Annotated in this window: 15 protein-coding genes; 2 read left to right on the top strand and 13 right to left on the bottom strand. The window is 37.0% G+C overall.

The window, feature by feature from the left end:
• Window positions 1-16: 16 nt before the first annotated feature.
• The 6 genes from FHX64_RS03030 to FHX64_RS03005 all read right to left on the bottom strand — a co-directional run bounded on the left by FHX64_RS03030 (window position 17) and on the right by FHX64_RS03005 (window position 5,000).
• The gene (locus tag FHX64_RS03030; RefSeq protein ID WP_183412365.1) at window positions 17-517 is read right to left on the bottom strand and encodes an NUDIX hydrolase; all 501 of its coding nucleotides are present in this window, start codon (window positions 515-517) and stop codon (window positions 17-19) included.
• Window positions 518-642: 125 nt separating this feature from the next.
• Window positions 643-1,461 (bottom strand): DODA-type extradiol aromatic ring-opening family dioxygenase, encoded by an 819-nt coding sequence (locus FHX64_RS03025; RefSeq protein ID WP_183412364.1) that lies wholly within the window; start codon window positions 1,459-1,461, stop codon window positions 643-645.
• Between the two features lie 9 nt (window positions 1,462-1,470).
• Complete coding sequence (locus FHX64_RS03020; RefSeq protein ID WP_183412363.1) at window positions 1,471-1,902, bottom strand: DUF3887 domain-containing protein; 432 nt, start codon at window positions 1,900-1,902, stop codon at window positions 1,471-1,473.
• A gap of 43 nt (window positions 1,903-1,945) precedes the next feature.
• Complete coding sequence (locus FHX64_RS03015) at window positions 1,946-2,191, bottom strand: putative signal transducing protein (protein ID WP_183412362.1); 246 nt, start codon at window positions 2,189-2,191, stop codon at window positions 1,946-1,948.
• 36 nt (window positions 2,192-2,227) lie between these two features.
• Entirely contained in the window at window positions 2,228-3,373 is a 1,146-nt protein-coding gene (locus FHX64_RS03010; RefSeq protein WP_183412361.1) for a DUF362 domain-containing protein, read from the bottom strand.
• A 418-nt stretch (window positions 3,374-3,791) separates the two neighbouring features.
• Entirely contained in the window at window positions 3,792-5,000 is a 1,209-nt protein-coding gene (locus tag FHX64_RS03005; RefSeq protein WP_183412360.1) for a cofactor-independent phosphoglycerate mutase, read from the bottom strand.
• Window positions 5,001-5,344: 344 nt separating this feature from the next.
• On the opposite strand from FHX64_RS03005, the gene FHX64_RS03000 reads away from it, so the two are divergent.
• Together FHX64_RS03000 and FHX64_RS02995 are read left to right on the top strand one after the other, a co-directional pair.
• Window positions 5,345-6,643: a DUF2851 family protein gene (locus tag FHX64_RS03000; protein WP_183412359.1), complete on the top strand. Its 1,299-nt coding sequence runs from the start codon at window positions 5,345-5,347 to the stop codon at window positions 6,641-6,643.
• Window positions 6,644-6,752: 109 nt separating this feature from the next.
• Window positions 6,753-9,614, top strand: coding sequence for a TonB-dependent receptor (locus FHX64_RS02995; protein WP_183412358.1), 2,862 nt, complete (start codon window positions 6,753-6,755; stop codon window positions 9,612-9,614).
• A gap of 18 nt (window positions 9,615-9,632) precedes the next feature.
• Here the strand turns inward: FHX64_RS02995 and FHX64_RS02990 are convergent, their stop codons facing one another.
• The 7 genes from FHX64_RS02990 to ung all read right to left on the bottom strand — a co-directional run bounded on the left by FHX64_RS02990 (window position 9,633) and on the right by ung (window position 16,996).
• Window positions 9,633-10,175 (bottom strand): nitroreductase family protein, encoded by a 543-nt coding sequence (locus tag FHX64_RS02990; RefSeq protein WP_183412357.1) that lies wholly within the window; start codon window positions 10,173-10,175, stop codon window positions 9,633-9,635.
• Between the two features lie 6 nt (window positions 10,176-10,181).
• A complete protein-coding gene (locus FHX64_RS02985) occupies window positions 10,182-10,790 on the bottom strand; it encodes a NanQ anomerase/TabA/YiaL family protein (protein ID WP_183412356.1) in 609 nt (202 codons plus the stop codon).
• Window positions 10,791-10,869: 79 nt separating this feature from the next.
• Complete coding sequence (locus tag FHX64_RS02980; RefSeq protein ID WP_183412355.1) at window positions 10,870-12,210, bottom strand: UDP-glucose dehydrogenase family protein; 1,341 nt, start codon at window positions 12,208-12,210, stop codon at window positions 10,870-10,872.
• A gap of 21 nt (window positions 12,211-12,231) precedes the next feature.
• Window positions 12,232-14,631, bottom strand: coding sequence for a GumC family protein (locus FHX64_RS02975; protein WP_183412354.1), 2,400 nt, complete (start codon window positions 14,629-14,631; stop codon window positions 12,232-12,234).
• A gap of 27 nt (window positions 14,632-14,658) precedes the next feature.
• The gene (locus tag FHX64_RS02970; RefSeq protein ID WP_183412353.1) at window positions 14,659-15,432 is read right to left on the bottom strand and encodes a polysaccharide biosynthesis/export family protein; all 774 of its coding nucleotides are present in this window, start codon (window positions 15,430-15,432) and stop codon (window positions 14,659-14,661) included.
• Window positions 15,419-16,231: a polysaccharide biosynthesis/export family protein gene (locus FHX64_RS02965; RefSeq protein WP_183412352.1), complete on the bottom strand. Its 813-nt coding sequence runs from the start codon at window positions 16,229-16,231 to the stop codon at window positions 15,419-15,421. Before FHX64_RS02965 ends, FHX64_RS02970 begins: the two co-directional genes overlap by 14 nt.
• Window positions 16,232-16,333: 102 nt before the next feature.
• Window positions 16,334-16,996 (bottom strand): uracil-DNA glycosylase, encoded by a 663-nt coding sequence (gene ung / locus FHX64_RS02960; RefSeq protein ID WP_183412351.1) that lies wholly within the window; start codon window positions 16,994-16,996, stop codon window positions 16,334-16,336.
• Window positions 16,997-17,077: the final 81 nt, after the last annotated feature.

The raw sequence follows: 17,077 nt of genomic DNA, 5'->3' as shown, positions 1-17,077 counted from the left end.
AGATGCTATATCATGCTTATTTATTGACAATTGACATTAGCAATGTAAAGTCATGCTCAAAGTTTGGGGTAAAGCTTCCTGTTCCGCAATTTTGTCTGATCTCTTCTAATGACCAGAATCGTCCGGTTTCGATTTCTTCTGGATCGAAGGCAAAAGAACCATCATAAACCGTGTAAAACATATTCACTAGTTCTTTTTCTACAGCCGATTGCCAAATATAACGGGTTATGGCAATCGGCTCATAGGCAGTGATGCCAATTTCTTCATACGTTTCCCGTTTCAAAGCATCATCTACTGTTTCTCCATAACTGATATGACCACCGACAGAAGTGTCCCATTTCCCGGGTTGTGTGTCTTTCGTTAATGTCCTTTTTTGCAGGAAAAGCTCACCTGCGCTATTCATAACATGTAAATGAACAACCGGATGCAACCAGAATGTGCCACCATGGCATTCACTCCGTGTTGCTTTTCCGATTACATTACCTTGTTCATCTACTAGCGGAAAAAGCTCTTCCATGGGGTTTGATTGAAATTTAGCACAAAGGTACGACAAAATCCTCCAGAAAGGGGATTGTCATTAGGGCTTTTAAATGCCCTTTAATAGTCGTTACAAGAGGTATAACTCAATTATTTGCAATATTTTTATCCGAATTTATACCCCGAAATAGCAACATCCATCAAAATTTCCGAATAATCATGTTGTCCGGCATCGTTACCGGCAGCTCCAGCTATGAGAAAAAGAGGAACCAAATGTTCGCTTCGTGGATGACATTCCCTTGCTCCGGGTGCCTGATGCCAGTGGATTAAGGCATTATTACGTTCGATCGAATCTTGTAACATTACAGTTCCGGTAAGCCAATCATCAAACTTTTTTGAAACTGCTGTTATATCATTATTTCCAGACATAAATCCCCGCATATTGTGGTAGCTCATTCCCGAACCAATGATCAATACTCCTTCTGAGCGTAATGGCTCAAGTGCTTTCCCCATTTCAATATGTTGTTGTGGATCAAGTCCATGCATCAATGATAGTTGTATTACCGGAATTTGTGCTTTCGGGAATGCCACCATAAGTGGCACAAACGCGCCATGATCATAACCTCTTTCTGTATCCCGTTGTGTAGCGAATCCATTGTTCCTTAAAAGTTCATCTACACGAACTTCCAACGTAGGATTACCTGAAGCAGACCATTTCAAGTGATAAGTAGATGGTGGAAATCCATAATAATCATAATAAAGTCTTGGATTTTTTTCACAATAAATGGTAGGTACGGTTTCTTCCCAATGGGCAGAAACCACGAGAATATTTTTTATATTTTTTTTGTATGTTTTCCCCAGATTGGCAAGGTATACACGCAACTTTTCATAACCAGCAGGATCGCCAGATTCATCTCCCATAGCATGCCATGGACCACCCCCGTGAGGAATATAAAATACAGGTAATTTTTCTATAGGGATCATTATTTTGTATTATAGAGTTTCACTCCAGGGTTTAATGAAAAACCCGGCTATCTTGCCTTGATAATTCATTACAACCCTGATTTCTAAAAAATTATTTGTTCCAAAGGTTCCTTTGAAACGATATATGGTTAAATGAGAGTTGTTGTCAACCCATGTCTGCACGTAGCTAAACGACTTAAATGCTCCAAATGCAGACGTTAACTGATCATAGACAGTTTTTTGTTTTGAGGCTGACAGCGCATTACTCATAGCATCAGTAGCAGTATTATCTGAAAAAGCATAATATCCACCAGCGGCCTGTTCTGCAAAATAATCTGCAACAAATTTCTTTACAAATTGGAGTTGCTGGTGATTTATCTTAGCGTCGTCGAGTTGTTTAAACTCTTGGCTGTATACTCCTGTACTCAATAATAAGCACAGGAAAATGAGAAATGTTTTCATCGCTTTGAAAGTATTAAAATTACAAACTATATGAGATTCTCTATTAATGGTTGTCATTTTGTAGATTGCTGTAATATTCTTCTATAATTTTTTGTGCTTTTATTTTGTCATGACTTGAAATCATCACCCGGGTCTGTTCTGCTCTTGTGGGCATAAAAGCATATGTACTGAATACCGAATTGATAAGATATGATTCAATTTCAATATCATGTAGCATACTAACAACCAGTTGACATTCCCATAGTGTACCAGAGAAGATCTCAATTGCTAATTCGTTACTATCATCCATAACACGGAATTATTGTGTTTATAAACTATAAACCAGCTATAAGAAATTTCCAAGTTTTCTGATTATAGGTGTTTGCAGTACAATGGCATTTTCAGGGCACATCTCCTGGCAACAGTAACAACGAATGCATTTCTTGTAATCATATACTGGCGCTTTTGTTCGGTCGTTATGGTCCCAGTAAACAGCTTTCCCTTCAACAGGACAACTATTGACACATGTTCCACATTGGGTACATTTCTCCGTAAGAATCACTGGCTTCGGTATCAGTCGATTATTAACAAAAAGAAGGACGGAGTTTTTCTTGGCTGGCTTCACAGGGGTTCGATCGACTACAAAATCAGGGCATACAAAACTTTTCAAATCGTCACCCACCAACTCTATTTCCTCCTGAAGATAGGTTCCACTTCCAGCTTGGTATCCCATAATAGTTGTGGGTACATACGCTGGATTCAGGTTGATAAGCCTGCAGGCAGTTGCATCGAGTGCCACCGGATCAGTAGAGAATAGTAGCACATTCATTGGCCGGGGCGTTCCTCCTCTTGGCCCGTTTCCTTCCATGGCTATAATGCCATCCATGATATAAAGACGCGGTTTGATATAATTATTCAAATCCACTAACATTCGGGCAAAATCGATGGCATTAGGAAGCTTTACATGAAATTCGCTTTTTCGCATTCCTACCACAGTGCCAAATTGATTTTTAATACTGCCTGTAAATCGTTCCAAAGCATGAGTCTTCATTTTGGGTAAACTGATAAGACCATCTGCATCCAGAACTCCGTTGGCTATAAAAAATTTCTTATTTTGCTTACCTTGCTCAAAGAAAATCTCCCGGCCTTCTTTGAACTCAGCCAGATCAATAAGCAGATCTTCTGCTACATCAGCAATGCCAGCTTTTTTAGCTGCCGCATGAGGAGATCCGTGCCCAGGGGAGTCACCGTATTGGATGATTACGCCCTCGTTTGCAAATGTTTCTGCTACTGCTTTAAATACGGAAGGATGTGTAGTAACACATTTTTCAGGCGTATCTCCTACCAAAAGATTTACTTTAAGTACAATTTTTTCTCCTGTTTTTACAAAGCATTTAGCGCCACCAATCAGTTGAATACCTCTTGAAACCGCCATCTTAACTTCCTCTATATCATATGAATCACAACGGACTAAGGCTACTCTACTCTTCATTTTGTTTTTGATTTCGTTGAAGGATTGAACACAAAGATAATCATTCTCCTTCTGTTCCTGTACAAGCTACTGGAGAAAATGATTCGTCTGGCAGAAGGATGTCAAACTTGAATTTAGAAAAAACTCTTGTGCATAGTGTAATTGGGTGGCGTATAGATTAGCTGTAAAAAGAAATAACCGCGTTGTTTTCACAAACAAGCGCGGTCCTTTTAGAATTAATGCACCATGCTCATCTTTGACAATATGTCGCCTCTTTTGGTATATTCAAAGCAACTGTCAAGGATGAATGAAAAATCATAGTTGCAAAAGTAAAATATTAATGCTTTGTTGAAACTTTCTGTTGTGCTAAAAAACTGGAAATAATTTCAATAATATATCCTTTCTATGGTTTGATACTGTATTAAACTATACAATAAGCCTACTTCCGTAGTAACACTTTCATGAATTCCATGCTTTCCAACATACCATAAGAACCTTGATTTACACTAAATTCATCATATTGTTGTACCGCATCTGGATTTTCATCAGGACGATAAATGATAAAAGGCACAGGTGTGGCTGTGTGGGTACGCAACTGACACGGAGTTGGATGATCTGGCAATATTGCAATGGTAACAGCTTCGTTCCATCGTGACACTTCTTCAAAAATAGGCTTTACTACCCTATTATCTAGATATTCAATAGTTTTTATTTTCAAAGCAACATCTCCTTCATGCCCAGCCTCGTCGCTGGCTTCTATATGTAGATAAACAAAATCACCTGATCGTAAGGCCTCAATAGCAGCCTGAGCTTTCCCTTCGTAGTTGGTGTTGTAAAGTCCTGTGGCACCTTCTACTTCAATTGGATGAAGTCCTGCATATACTCCGATCCCTTTAATCAAATCAACGGCAGAAATCACCCAACCACTTTTAATACCGTATAATTGGCTAAGGGTCTGCATATCGGGGCGATAACCGGGTGACCACAACCAGATACTATTGGCCGGATCTTTTCCTACTGCTTTGCGTTTCAGGTTTATAGGATGGTTTTCGAGTAATGACTGAGACTGCAATGTCAGTTCATTTAATAATTTGGCAGTAGACGCAGCTTCATCAGATAGAGATTGAATCATTACGTCAGCAAAAAGTGTTCCGGGGACATCATGAGGAGGAGTACATTGTAACATTTTGTTTCCTCCTTTCATTTTAAACAAATGCCGGTAGGAAACACCAGGAAAGAAACGGAAAGTTTCTGTAGCCAGTTTTTCATTGAGAAATGCAATGAGCTCAGCCGCTTCTTCATTTGAAATATGTCCGGCGGAGTGATTTTTAATTCGTTTGTTTTCAATGCATATCAAATTACATCGCATTGCCATTTCTCCATTTTCAATGGGAATGCCCATGCTTGCTGCTTCTAATGAGCCACGGCCTTCAAAAACTTTTGGTACATCATAGCCTAACACCGCCATATTCGCAATTTCGCTTCCCGGTGTGAACCCCTTAGGAATAGTATTAACCATCCCACAGTTTCCGATTGTGGCAAGATGATCAATTACCGGTTTATGTGCTACCTGTAATGGCGTTTTATTTCCAAGTTCCTTAATGGGCTCATCGGCCATGCCATCACCCAGTATAATGATATACTTCATACGATAACAAGTTGTTTTATTAAGCGATATATTACTCGCATGTTGGTTTGATTACATATTGTATATCATTGACATGCTTGTTTTATAAAACGCCATTTGGGTTTAAAAATGATAGTAAAATGTTTGTTTTTATGGAAATACGTCACAAAACCGAACTTTTCCATGCTTTTTGCAAAGATACGACGATCATTGCGTAAAAACCAACGGCAAAAATCTCTTTTTGAAGACAAAATCTCTTTATGCTACTGAAAAAGGAATGATTTATAAAAACCGCTTTGAGATATTTTTTTGTAATATGCAAAAATGCGTAACTTTGAAAAATTTCATTGTTATTGCACGTCTCTATGAAAGAAGCATTATTACAATATGCATGGCAACACAAATTGTTTTATCACAATGATTTGTGTACTACTAACGGATGCCCACTTGAAGTGATTGATACAGGACGGCTCAATAGTGATGCAGGTCCTGACTTTTTCAATGCTAAAGTTAAAATTGAAGATACGCTTTGGGCTGGGAATGTCGAAGTACATCTTCGTTCATCCGACTGGTTTAGACATCATCATGATCAGGATAATCGCTACCAATCTGTTATTTTACATGTTGTGACCGATTGTGACGCTGTAATAAAACGGCCTGACGGAGAAGAAATTCCCCAACTTATACTTCCTTTGTTTATAGATCTGGAAGAAAAATATGCACTTTTGTTGCAACAAAAACCTTTTGTAGCATGTAGTCATATGATTGACAAGGTCCATCCTGTTTTGTTGCATGGGTGGTTAAACGCGCTAATGATTGAACGTCTTGAACAAAAATCATCTCAAATCGAAGATATCCTACAATATACCGGCTATGATTGGGAGGAAAGCTTTTATATCCTTTTGACGCGTAATTTTGGATTGCATCTTAATGGAGATTCTTTTGAACAATTAGCCAAATCGTTGCCTCATAATATTCTGGGAAAACATAAAAATAATCTTTTGCAGATTGAGGCACTATTATTCGGACAATCCGGCTTGTTGGACATCCTGCCGGAAATACCTGGAGATGACGCATATATGAAAGATTTACAACGAGAATCTCTCTTTCTACGCAAAAAATATGCTTTGAAACCCCTTGATGGACACCTCTGGAACATGCTCCGTTTACGTCCTGTTAATTTTCCTACCGTACGAATTGCACAACTCGCAGCATTGATTCATCAATCTTCAAAATTATTCTCAAAACTACTTGAAAATCAAAAAATAAACTATATTAGTTCTTTGTTTTGTTGCGAACCTTCCAACTATTGGCAAACCCATTATTCATTCTGCCACACTTCACGGGCGTCAAAAAAACCATTAGGAGACAAAACAATATCTTTGTTGATTATAAACACCGTAATACCCTTTCTTTTTCTTTATGGCAAACATAAAGACAATTTATGTTTACAGGAGAATGCCTTAGAGCTTTTAGAAAAAATACCTGCAGAGCGGAATCATATTCTTGACGGATGGAAAGCGTTGAATATTAAAGTTGTTTCATCGTTTGATTCTCAGGCACTTATTCAATTAAAAATGAACTATTGCGATTTAAAAAAGTGCCTTCAATGTCGAATAGGTCATGTAGTGCTTACAAATGACAGGAATTATCTTCAGGAATAAAGGTAAAAAATACACGTGCGTATTAAACCTTTTTGCAAAGCGAATGTCTTATTTACAAAAGTCACATTTTGCTTTAGTATAAATTTAATCTCAGGTTTTCTTGAAGAGTATGAAGAAACATTTATTCTTTGCCGTGTTTTGTATGTTTGCAGGCATATCCGCAGCACAAACATTCAGTGTCAAGGGACACGTAAATGATACCCGACATCGTTCATTACCGGGAGCAACAGTTTATTTGTGGCCTGCTAATCATTCTGACCAAAGAGTAGGAAATGTTACCGCAAACGATGGATCATTTACGGTAAACGTACCCTATCTTGGACCTTATGTTATGCAGGTATCGTATGTGGGTTTTAACACAACAACCCAGAATGTAAAAATTACTCAGAACGGGCAAGATGTAGGCATTATCATTTTACATGAAAAAACAGTGGCGCTTAATGAGGTAGTGGCTGTTGGCCGTGAAACACGTGCTATTCAGGTGTCCGATACATTAAAATATAATGCTGATGCTTTCAAAACATTGCAAGGATCTGATGCAGAGACTCTGATTTCCAAGATGCCGGGTATTGTGGTTGATAATTCTGGGACTATTCAGGCTCAGGGCGAAACCGTACAACAGGTTTTGGTAGATGGGAAACCGTTCTTTAACGGAGACCCAACGCTGGCGTTAAAAAATCTGCCTGCTGAGATTGTAAAGAATATTGAAGTATTTGACAAAAAAAGTGATCAAGCTGAATTTACAGGATTTGATGATGGGAATTCGATTAAAACCATCAATGTCGTTACTCGTCGTGGAATGCAAACCGGTATTTTTGGAAAAATTATTGATGGTGCAGGTGAAGATCATAGTCACGATATTGATTATCAAAGTTCAGCGTCAGTAAATGTATTCAATGGTAATCGGCGTATCACATTATTAGGTATGTCCAACAACATCAATCAACAAAATTTTTCGGACGAAGATTTAGGTGGAGTTATGGGTGGTGGAGGATTTCGCGGTTTTCGTGGTGGTAGTTTTGGTGGTGGTATGATAGGTTCTCAAGGGGGACTCACGAGAACTAATGCAGGTGGATTCAACTATTCAGATAATTGGGGTAAAAAGATGACCATAACAACCGGATATTTCTTCAACATGACTAATAATTTACAGGACCAATCGGTTGCCCGTACATATTTCGACGCTGCCGATGTTGGGCGGATTTATAACGAAGAAGATCATACTGATGCTACAAATTACAATCATCGGTTTAATATGAGGCTGGATTACAGACCTGATGAAAGTAACTGGTTTACGTTTACTCCATCACTGCTTTTTCAACGGAATATAAACAGTAGTACAACCTTCGGACAAACTTTCTTAAACGGAGTTCTTAATAATCAAACCTCAAACAAAAGCAATAATGTAACAGATGCAAGCAATATATCACTGTCGTTGCTGTATCGTCACCGCTTCAGTAAACCAGGAAGAACCATATCTGCCTATGTGAATTATGGCTCAAATACCAATCATCAGGATGGATATTATGAGGCACATAGCTTTTTTAATACCCAAGCCGACACAACCAATACCTATCAAACCTTGCTCAATAATTCCAATGGATACAATTGGGGAAGTAGTTTGATTTACACTGAACCAATGAGTAAGCACGGCATGATTCAATTGTCATATAGAATAAATTATAATAGACGTGACATCGATCAAAGGGCATATCAATATTTTACACAGCAGTTGGATACGTCTCTATCAAATGTGTATAACAGCGATTATTTGACACAAAGTGGCGGATTAGGGTATCGTTACCGTAATATCAATGGATTAATGTTGATGGCGAATCTGAATTTACAACATGCCACCTTAATGGGTGATGAGACATTCCCGTTGCCTCAGAATACTCATTTTTCGTATACAAGCCTGTTGCCTATGGTAATGCTTAACTATAAAGTAAGCTCGATTAGCTCAATTCATTTCATGTTACGTTCGTCTACTTCGGCTCCTTCTGTGCAGCAATTAGAAAACGTAATAAACAACACGAATCCATTGATGGTCACTGGCGGAAATCCGAACCTGAGTCAACAAACATCTAACCGGGCTTTATTTCGTTATACTCTCACCCCTAAAACTGGACAGACATTCATTCTTATGTTAAGCGCTGGAAATACAATGAATTATATTGGAAATTCAACTTTTATTGCACAGCGTGATTCTGTGCTTCCTGGAGGTATTGTTCTGAACAAGGGAGCACAGTATAGTTATCCGGTCAATCTTTCCGGCAATTGGAATGCAAGCTCCTTGGTTACTTTTGGGTTTCCTGTTGATTTTCTTAAAAGTAATTTGAATCTCTCCACAATGTTTACTTACAATCGTCTACCTGCCATTTATAACGGAGTTTCAGAAATAACCAAGAATTATGTAATAACACCCAAAGCAATTTTGGGTAGCAACATAAGTGATAAAGTTGACTTTACCTTAAGCTATGGGGCTTCGTTTAATATGGCACGTAACCAAATGTTTTCCAACCAAAACAGTACATACCTGAACCAAATAGCCCAGTTCAAATTTGACTGGATTCTATGGGAAGGATTTACACTCGAAAATGTATTGACCTATCAGGGAAATTCAGGAATGAGTCATGGATATAATCAAAATTACTTTTTGTGGAATGCAGCTGTTGGAAAAAAAATCTTTAAGAATCAGCGAGGAGAAATTAAGTTGCAAGCCTATGATTTGCTCCATCAAAACAAATCTCTGTCACAAAATGTGTATGACACATATTATGAAGACGTATCGACAAATGTTATGAAACCCTATATGATGCTCACGTTTACCTATGACTTACGAAACTTTAAAGGAGCTCAATATCAAAAGGAGCAACAAGATCGTAAGCGCCATTGGGAAGGAATGCCAGGTGGACATCCTCCTGGAGGTATGATGGGTCCTGAAGGTGGCTATCCCCATCCTCCAATGTAGTCATCAGTTTGATTAAAGCTAATAGGTATTGAAAGAGAGAATCTCCGAAAGAGATTTTCTCTTTTTTGTTCGATGGGATTGCGTAGAGTAGCCAAGTAAAATAACCATCAATACTCGTTTTGAATTCGGGATGTGTAGTATATCTTTAATTTTTTGCTCATTAAACCAACCAATGACACATGATCCCAATCCTTCGTCAGTTGCTGCCAAAATGATGTGTGCAGCAAGAATACCTAAATCAAGATGTGGGTAATGCTTATGTTGCGACCAGCTTCCGAATGACGAAAGCAGATTGGCTTTTTCTTCTACAATAACCAACTGAACAGGCGCTTTTTTTGTAAAATGATTGATTCCTACAATTTTATTGGAAGCTGCATCAGCAATAGCGTACCTTATTTCTGGTTTATCTACAACGATAATTTTCCATGGTTGTGCATTACATGCTGAAGGAGACAAACGGGCTGCTTCATAAATCCGCTCCAGTTTTTCCTGTTCTACCGGACGGGTATCATAATCTCTATCGCTCTGGCGTTCAGCTACAAGATCCAAAAACCGTTTCATAAACAATTATTTATACATAACTTTAAATACCAATTTTCGTACCAACGCCTTGTCTCCAAATTGAATATTAGTCAAATGAACCTGACTGGGAAAAAAAACAAAGAAATATTCGGGAGTAGCTACATAATAAGGAAAAATGGGTAACGTATAATTGCCTGCATCTTTTTTGGAGTTATAAGGAACTACATCTTTAGCATCAGCCAGTTTTCCACTTCCCATTAATTCTCTTCCTGAAACAACATATTGAAAATCAATATATTTTCTATGAGCTTCAAGATGCTGAACCCCAGGATCACGAGTAGTATACTCTTGAACATTTACAAAAACTTTATCACTCAGAACTTTTACTCCAAGTGGTAGTTTTGATAAATCGTTGTGAATCAAAAAATTACACACAGTTTTCCATCGGTTAGGATGTTGTTTGATGTGATGGTAAAGCATTGAAATATCAACAGAAGGAGCTGGTAATGCATGAAATCCGGCAATAACGAAATAATGTAGTACCCAGTCATAGTCTTGTTTCTCCGATGTTGACTGACAATGTACCGTCGATTGCTGAGCGACACCATTGCACCATGCTACAAGCATGAATGTTGCTATAAGTATTATACGCATATGATTATTTTAAAAGAAAGAGCATAGATGCTTAAGGTGTAATTGTCTGTCATTAGTTTATGTGTACAGTATTCTGTTGTTATACTCCGATTCCTTCGTAGTGAAAGCCTGCATCTATAACTTCTTTCTTGTCATAAATGTTTCTTCCATCCAAGACAATCGGTTTTTTCATAAGCTTTTTAATAATCTGCCAATTTGGCATTCTGAATTCCTTCCATTCAGTTACTAACATTAATGTATCTGTATCATTTACAGTGTCATAAATATCTTTTGAAAAATATATTTGCTGTTGTTGCCGTTCTGTTAATTCCCTGGTAAGAACTTCTTTTGCATTTGACATAGCAATAGGATCAAAAATCTTGATATGACAGCCCGCTTCGACTAGTTGGCGAATTAATATCAAAGAAGGAGCTTCGCGCATATCGTCAGTGTTAGGCTTGAATGCTAAACCCCAGATAGCCACTGTTTTATTTTCTATATTTGTACCTTCAAATATAGCAGCAAACTTTTTGAATAATATCGATTTTTGTTGTTCGTTGACAGCATCAACAGACTCCAGAATATTCATCGAACACCCCTGTTTATGAGCAGTTCTAATGAGGGCTCTAACATCTTTTGGAAAGCAAGAGCCTCCATAGCCGATTCCTGAATAAAGAAATTTAGTACCGATACGACTATCACTGCTAATACCTTTCCGCACCATATTGACATCCGCTCCCACTCGTTCACATAGATTTGCTATTTCATTCATGAAACTAATACGTGTTGCCAACATTGCATTGGCAGCATATTTTGTCATTTCTGCAGAAGGAATATCCATGAAAATAACTCGGAAATTGTTTAATAAAAAAGGTCTGTAAAGTTGCGTCATCAGTTTCTTGGCTTGTTCTGATTCGATGCCAACCACTACTCTGTCCGGGCTCATAAAGTCGTTGAGAGCATCACCTTCTTTTAAAAATTCGGGATTTGAAGCGACATCAAACGGAATTTCTATTTCTCTTCTGTCCAGTTCTTCCTGAATGATAGCTTTTACAGTTTGCGCCGTTCCTACAGGTACCGTACTTTTAGTAACTACTAAAGCATAATGAGATAAGTGTTGTCCAATAGTTCGTGCAACCTCATACACATAATGCATATCTGCACTTCCATCTTCACCCGGAGGAGTACCAACGGCATTGAAAATAACTTCTACAGAATCCAGCACGGAAAGTAAGGAGGTTGTAAAATGTAACCGATTAGCTTTCATGTTTCTGCTAACCATATCGTCAAGTCCTGGCTCAAAAATAGGAATAATGCCCTTCTTGAGTTGTTCGATTTTTGTTTCGTCTACATCAACACACGTTACTTGTACTCCCATTTCGGCAAAACACGCTCCTGTAACAAGACCAACATATCCGGTTCCAATAATTGCAATATTCATAATTAAAATTTTATGCTATGCTTATTCATCATAATAATAATCTTTGTTGTACTCTTGTCCGGCTATTCTTTTTCCATAATAACCATAACCATAACGGTGATAACCATCATGATAGCCATATCCAGACTTAGAGGTATCCAAATCATTTAATACTAGTCCTATGTGCGTAATTCCATCTGTTTTTAGCTGACGAATTACTGTCTTAAAAAATTTCTTATTCGTTTTTTTACTTCTTACGACATAAATAACGGCATCAGTGAGCGTCATTAGAGGATATGCATCAGAAACAATACCAACAGGACTTGTATCAAGAATGACGTACTGGTAGGTTTCCTTTAGATGCTTAATAATATCAACTAATTTATGTGAGCGAATAAGTTCTCCTGGATTCGGAGGAACACTACCAGCCAATAATAGGTCAAAATTAAAGTGATTGTCAACTGGATGAATAATAGCATCTTCTAATGAAACTTCTCCTAATAATACATTCGTAACACCAATTTTGTTTTCAAGTCCAAGAAATGAAGCTAAAGATGGCTTTCTAAGATCTAATCCAACTAGAATGGTTTTTTCGTGACTCATTGCACAAATTGAAGCATAATTCAGGCTAAAATGGCTTTTCCCATCTCCTGACTCTGTCGAGGTAACGACAATGCAGGCCGTATCATTTTTTTGAGCAACAAAATTAATACGTGTTCGAATAATACGATATGACTCTGCAACAGATGATTTTGGATGATGTAAAACACATATTCCTTCATTGTGCACTACATGTGGAATATTACCCAGATATGGATATTTTGTTATTTTTTCTATGTCCCGTTTATCCAATATTTTTACCTTTAGAAATTCTTTTAATATAATAATGAGAAATGGAAGTAGTAAGCCCAAAATAAGAGCCATCATTCGCGTATGAGACTTTTCGCTACTATTTGTAACAGAAATCATTCTTGCTCGCTCCAATATGGAGTTATCTGGTACATTTGATGCTTGTTGAATTTCTGCTTCTGCACGTTTCTGTAACAAATAAGTATAATACGTATCATTCATGGCATACTTTCTTTGGAAGCTGTTCATGCGGTTCTCAATCTCAGGAAGAGATTCCAAACGTGAAGCTGCATTTTGTGATTGCTTTTTCAAATCTTCTTTTTCTATATTAAATGCAGTCTGCACATTTTTCAAGGCATCGTCCAACGCGAGACGGATACGTTGGAGTTCTTCTGAATATTTCTGATAAAATGGATTTTGCGGAGATGTTTGACTAAGATTAATTTGAGCCGTATTAAACTGATTTAATAATTCTACTAAAACAGGGTCAACGACACCTAAACTCGACGGAGTCATGATTTGGTTTTTGTTCAGGTTGCGTTTAATGTAACTTTCAAGATACTGAAGATATGACTCTTTTAACTGTAATTCCAATTGCTGATCTTCACTCGTTGTAATATGCCCCATTAATGAAGATGTATAATTTGTAACATCAAATACCTGAGTGGTTTTGCGATAATTCTGCAATTGATCCTCAGAATGGTGTAAAGAATCAGATATTTGACTTAACTGACTATCTATAAAGGTAATGGTACGGTTTGCTTCTTCATTTTTTCTCTGTAGATTGTCTATCAAAAACTGGTCACACAAGGCATTTAAAAAATCAATATCGCGTTGATAGACTGCCCCTGTCATGGAGACAGATAATACAGTCGAATTTGTGGTAACAAAGTTTAATGAAATCCTGGAAGAAAAATAATCTGCAAGATAATCGTTTGATAGAAAGGCAAAATGCAGAAATGAGTGATCATAAAAATTACCTGTTTTATTTACTACAATAGTAAAATATGGCGTTTTTAGTAATTCACCATACTTACCAGTAAGCTCAATATAGCCTAATTGGTTATCTTTTTCATGTGTAATTCTGTAAGATACTCCATCTATATCATGAAAATCAAACTGTAAGCCATAAACATTATCTGCAATTTGATCGTATATAATATTAATTGGAGCATAACCATATAAATCATTTACCTTAAATCGTCCTTGAGTATAATAATCGACTGTAAAATTGAGTTTTGCTAATGTTTTTTGTATTAATTCATTTGATGTGAATATAATCATCTGATTGTCAATGTTATTGTAGGCTCTGTTTAAATTAAATCCTTGCATCACTGTTTGTGAGTTGGACGAAGGTTGTCCTGAACCTAATAAAATTTGAGCACTAACCTGATAAATAGGCTTCCATGTTCGGTTCACCAATGTCGCAATACCAAGCGTTATAATAAGAGAAATCACAAACAAATACCAGTGATGCAAAATCTTGAAGATCCACTCCATGATATCAAATGACGACTCTTCGTTATCATCCATATTTTGAAAATTGGATGATGCTATTGGGGGTTGGTAAGGAGGCGTTGTTGGTGTTTCCATAAGAAATAAAGAAAAAACAGTTGTTAATTAACGCTTTATGTTCAAGACCAATAACAAGAATGATACAGATGTTGTTATGATGCCAATAAAGCTACTAAACGAATTAACCTGGAAAAAACTCGTTGGAGCTGTGCTAACATAAATGATATCATTTGGATAGACATAATAAAACGGAGAATCAACTATAGATCGACTTCGAATATCAAAATTTTTAATCACAACACCCTTTGCTGTTTGCCTGATAATACGAATATTCGCTCTGTTGCCATTCTGGGTGACGTCTCCAGACAACGCTAATGCCTCGAATATGTTTAGTTTATCTTTATAAATAGCATACCTGCCATGACCAGCTTCCCCAAGAACATAAAAATAGTCATTACTTAAGGCTAACATTACTTTTGCATTGGGATCCAGCTTTTGTATATGTTTTTCAACAACTTGCCGAGCTGCTTCTATTGTGAGTCCTCCTATTTTCAAATGTGACATAAAAGGAAAATCAACCGTGCTGTCAGCATATATGCGATAACTATTTGTTCCACCTGCTGAATTATTGGCTCCATTAGAAGCAAAGAGTGCATTCACGTTGTCTTTAATAGATAAGACTCGTAAACTAACTTCATCATTAGGCTGTAATACATAAGATGTATATTCTCCTTTTGGATATTGAGGCAAATTAGATCTGGTTTGTAAATATGCTGTGGTATAATTATTTACACATGAAACAAGAGAAAAAGCAGCAATAATAAATACTGCTATCTTCAATAATCTGACATTTATCGTAATATATTTATTTTTTAACATAATGATAAATGCTAAGGAATATCAGGACAAAAGACACTGACATTGTTATAGAGCTTAGCAATCCGGACCATGATGTAATTCCGAAAAATTGCATAGACATTGGTTGAATATATAAAATATCATTAGGTTGAACATAATAATATTCTGATCCAATGATTGACTTTCCTCGTATATCGAATGTTTTGATAACTGTACCTGTTGGTGTTTGTCTTAAAATACGAATTTTTGAACGATCAGCCATTGAATTCAGATCACCTGATATAGCTAATGCCTCAAAAATAGTGAGCTTACTCTTAAATAAAGGATATCGCCCCGTGCCTCCGGCTCCAATGACTGTAAAATAATTGTTTGCTAGCGATACTCTGAAATAACAATTTCCTAATGACGCTGTTGCTTTTTCCTCAAGCAACGTTTTAACTTCACGGGTTGTCTTTCCTCCAGCATGAATTTTACCTACATAAGGAAACGTCAGGGAGCCCAAACTATCAATTCGGTAAGTAAATAAATCAGAATTTCCATTGTCTCCTCCTTGAGATTGATTTTGTTGGAATAATTTACTTACATCTGGATTCAAAGAAAGTACCTGAATATACAAACGATCACCAGGTTGTAATCGATAGTCATGATACTTCGCCGTATCAGCATAATTAGGAATCCCCGGACCGCTATTTTGTAAATAGTTGATTTCCCGGTATGTAATACACGAAGACATTGATATTATTTCTGAAATGATTAGAATCAGCGAAAGCACAGCATGGGACAACCTTCTTACATTCAGACTTTTTAATCGTAAATCCATAACAGATGCTTTATTCCGTTCAGAAAGAAACTAAGAATATTATCTCACAAAAATAGCAATTAAATTGCATTAACCTAGTATTGTAATTTTATTTTTCGGATCTCACCATTGAATTGGCGTTTCACCATGCTCTGCTAAATATGCGTTTGCACGACTGAAATGATGATTGCCAAAAAAACCACGATGAGCAGATAAAGGAGATGGATGTGGTGATTGTAAAATCAGATGTTTTGTAGGAGAAATGATAGCTCCTTTATGTTGGGCATAGGCACCCCATAGCATAAAAACAAGGTGCTCTTTTTCTGTAGCAAGCAATTCAATTATTTGATCGGTAAATCTCTCCCACCCTTTGTTTTGATGCGAACCTGCCTGATGTGCATTTACTGTTAATGTTGCGTTTAATAATAAGACTCCTTGTACAGCCCAGCGTTCCAGATTACCGGATGAAGGCATCGGAATCTGCAAATCGTCTTCTATTTCTTTGAAAATATTAATGAGAGAAGGTGGAAAGGAAACTCCATCCATGACAGAAAAACATAAACCATGTGCTTGATTAGGTTCATGATAGGGATCCTGCCCAATTATTATAACCTTTACCTTATCAAAAGGACATAAATCAAATGCATTAAAAATCTTTTTTGCCGGAGGATACACAGTCCCCCGAGTGTATGCAGTTTTTACAAATTGCACCAGATGAGTAAAATAATCTTTTTGAAACTCTTCGTTTAAGCGTGTTTTCCAGCTATCTTCGATTTTTACATCCATATAGTTTGTTCATAAAGTTTGAAAAACGAAGATACGAGAATTCAATAAACTGCACAAAAAAAACCGACAAAAATTGCCGGT

The sequence above is a fragment of the Microbacter margulisiae genome, assembly GCF_014192515.1.
Classification (GTDB): Bacteria; Bacteroidota; Bacteroidia; order Bacteroidales; family Paludibacteraceae; genus Microbacter; species Microbacter margulisiae.
The sequence above is the reverse complement of the archived record's forward strand: the minus strand, read 5'-3'. Positions and strand labels throughout refer to the sequence as shown.

What these genes read in the sequence shown, in the direction of transcription:
- FHX64_RS02975 (WP_183412354.1), bottom strand. Translation starts at nt 14,631, where the DNA reads ATGGAAACACCAACAACGCCTCCTTACCAACCCCCAATAGCATCATCC.
- FHX64_RS02985 (WP_183412356.1), bottom strand. Translation starts at nt 10,790, where the DNA reads ATGCGTATAATACTTATAGCAACATTCATGCTTGTAGCATGGTGCAAT.
- FHX64_RS03005 (WP_183412360.1), bottom strand. Translation starts at nt 5,000, where the DNA reads ATGAAGTATATCATTATACTGGGTGATGGCATGGCCGATGAGCCCATT.
- FHX64_RS02970 (WP_183412353.1), bottom strand. Translation starts at nt 15,432, where the DNA reads ATGTTAAAAAATAAATATATTACGATAAATGTCAGATTATTGAAGATA.
- FHX64_RS03025 (WP_183412364.1), bottom strand. Translation starts at nt 1,461, where the DNA reads ATGATCCCTATAGAAAAATTACCTGTATTTTATATTCCTCACGGGGGT.
- FHX64_RS03015 (WP_183412362.1), bottom strand. Translation starts at nt 2,191, where the DNA reads ATGGATGATAGTAACGAATTAGCAATTGAGATCTTCTCTGGTACACTA.
- FHX64_RS03020 (WP_183412363.1), bottom strand. Translation starts at nt 1,902, where the DNA reads ATGAAAACATTTCTCATTTTCCTGTGCTTATTATTGAGTACAGGAGTA.
- FHX64_RS02965 (WP_183412352.1), bottom strand. Translation starts at nt 16,231, where the DNA reads ATGGATTTACGATTAAAAAGTCTGAATGTAAGAAGGTTGTCCCATGCT.
- ung (WP_183412351.1), bottom strand. Translation starts at nt 16,996, where the DNA reads ATGGATGTAAAAATCGAAGATAGCTGGAAAACACGCTTAAACGAAGAG.
- FHX64_RS02990 (WP_183412357.1), bottom strand. Translation starts at nt 10,175, where the DNA reads ATGAAACGGTTTTTGGATCTTGTAGCTGAACGCCAGAGCGATAGAGAT.
- FHX64_RS03000 (WP_183412359.1), top strand. Translation starts at nt 5,345, where the DNA reads ATGAAAGAAGCATTATTACAATATGCATGGCAACACAAATTGTTTTAT.
- FHX64_RS03010 (WP_183412361.1), bottom strand. Translation starts at nt 3,373, where the DNA reads ATGAAGAGTAGAGTAGCCTTAGTCCGTTGTGATTCATATGATATAGAG.
- FHX64_RS02995 (WP_183412358.1), top strand. Translation starts at nt 6,753, where the DNA reads ATGAAGAAACATTTATTCTTTGCCGTGTTTTGTATGTTTGCAGGCATA.
- FHX64_RS02980 (WP_183412355.1), bottom strand. Translation starts at nt 12,210, where the DNA reads ATGAATATTGCAATTATTGGAACCGGATATGTTGGTCTTGTTACAGGA.
- FHX64_RS03030 (WP_183412365.1), bottom strand. Translation starts at nt 517, where the DNA reads ATGGAAGAGCTTTTTCCGCTAGTAGATGAACAAGGTAATGTAATCGGA.